The sequence below is a fragment of the Psychrobacter glacincola genome (assembly GCF_965118485.1).
GTDB classification, from domain to species: domain Bacteria; phylum Pseudomonadota; class Gammaproteobacteria; order Pseudomonadales; family Moraxellaceae; genus Psychrobacter; species Psychrobacter glacincola_D.
The window spans coordinates 1-1,679 of sequence record NZ_CBCPJH010000077.1; the positions used below are offsets into that span (position 1 = coordinate 1).

The following is a 1,679-nucleotide window of genomic DNA, read 5'->3' on the forward strand; positions in this document are numbered from 1 at the left end:
TAGTATCACAATAATGATTGATGAAATACGTAAGCTCTTATATCTGGTTGTCTGAAATCGAGAAACATCTTTTAGTTAATAATATATAATTTAATATTTTTGAATATTTATATATGTAAGTAAGGTTGAGTAATAAACTTAGTTTTACCTTTTGAGCATGTCAAGAATTTTGTCCTCTCCAAGCTGATCAATCAATGCTTGTAGCTGAGTAGTAGGATAGGCCTTATCTTTAGCATCCGCTCTAAACTCTTCCGTATCTCTGCCTTCTCTCAAAGCGTCTAAATAATCCGCCCATTTCTGCATCATCTCCGTGCGACCATCAATGTACTCAAATCGGCCATAAGCAGCTCCATTGGGATCTTTAGTTGTATGACCTAATGCCATCTCTACAAGTAATAGAGAGTACTTTAAATGCTCTTGTAGGATAGTCTTAGCCGTCGCTCTAAAGCCGTGTACACAATGTATATTTTGATACCCTAAATTGTGTAATTGATTATTAGCAGTAGCGTCTGATATGATCTGATGTTTTTTTGCCGTTTCGCTGTAAAAGACATATTCGGTGTGCCCGTTAATTATTTACTGCTCACGCAATATAGCTACTGCTTGTCGTGGTAGAGGGGCAACCATGTCTTTAACCATATTTACTTTGCCTTGTCCCTTTAAAGGCTTAAACTGCCACCTTCTAGCCTCTAGGTCCAAATCTGACCATCTCATCCGTCGTAGATCGCCATTACGGACAAAGAGCAATGCTAATAGCCTAAGGGAGCTGATGGTATTCAAATCACTTTCAATTGTCTCAATGGCTCGCAGTAACTTGGCTAAGTCTTTCGGCTTGGTAGCAGCTGGACGATGACCGTAACTAGATTTAGCTAATTGGCTTTTAATAAGCGCCGCAGGGTTGCTACTACAAAACCCACGAGCATTAGCATAAACAAATACATCACTAGCGATGCCTGCGCAGCGTTCAGCTTTGTCAGTAGGCTTGTCGTCTTTATTTAAAGACTTGGCTTGAATATCTAAAAGCACTTCAAGCATTCTAGGAGAGCCAATTTCACTAATTGGCTCATTACCTATGTAAGAGCATAGAAGCTCCAAGCGACCCTTCTTACGAATGAGCGTATTACCTTTTTGGGTTTGTTCAAGAGTAGCGAAGTATTCCCAAGCAAAGTGATTAAAAAAGTTTTTAGTTTTACTAATAAGACTATTTTTTAATTCTTCACGATGCTCTTTTGGATCTAGCCCTTTAGTAATAAAGTCTTCATTCTCACGCCAAATATCACAGGCACGAGCAAAGGAGACGTTTGGATAAACGCCAAGTGAAAGTCTCCGGTTTTTTGAGTAAGTAGGGGATAGGTAGCGATATAACCAAGATTTGGTGCTGTTTGGTCTAACCATTAGATATAGCTTAGGACATCCTTTGACAGGAACCAAGTATTCTTTGTCTTCAGCTTTATGACTACTGATGCTCCTATCGGAGCTGATGGGTTTACGCTGTTCCATGACTGATACCCCAATGTATATTTAAAAACCGGTGTACATGACAGTGTACATCAGATGCAGGGATTGGGATAGATACGGTAGGACAGTATAAGACGTCAGATACAACAAAGCCCCTGATATCAGGGGCTTTGTCGACTCTATAAGATAGTATAGAACTAGGTATTGGTACCGGTGGTCGG

The 1,679-nt window shown here is 39.8% G+C and carries 2 protein-coding genes; both read right to left on the bottom strand.

Annotated features, from left to right (window positions below):
* Positions 1–144: 144 nt before the first annotated feature.
* Positions 145–306 (bottom strand): hypothetical protein, encoded by a 162-nt coding sequence (locus ACMHKH_RS14580; RefSeq protein ID WP_413521343.1) that lies wholly within the window; start codon positions 304–306, stop codon positions 145–147.
* Positions 307–576: 270 nt separating this feature from the next.
* Complete coding sequence (locus ACMHKH_RS14585; RefSeq protein ID WP_413521344.1) at positions 577–1,500, bottom strand: tyrosine-type recombinase/integrase; 924 nt, start codon at positions 1,498–1,500, stop codon at positions 577–579.
* Positions 1,501–1,679 lie beyond the last annotated feature (179 nt).

What these genes read in the sequence shown, in the direction of transcription:
- ACMHKH_RS14580 (WP_413521343.1), bottom strand. Translation starts at nt 306, where the DNA reads ATGATGCAGAAATGGGCGGATTATTTAGACGCTTTGAGAGAAGGCAGA.
- ACMHKH_RS14585 (WP_413521344.1), bottom strand. Translation starts at nt 1,500, where the DNA reads ATGGAACAGCGTAAACCCATCAGCTCCGATAGGAGCATCAGTAGTCAT.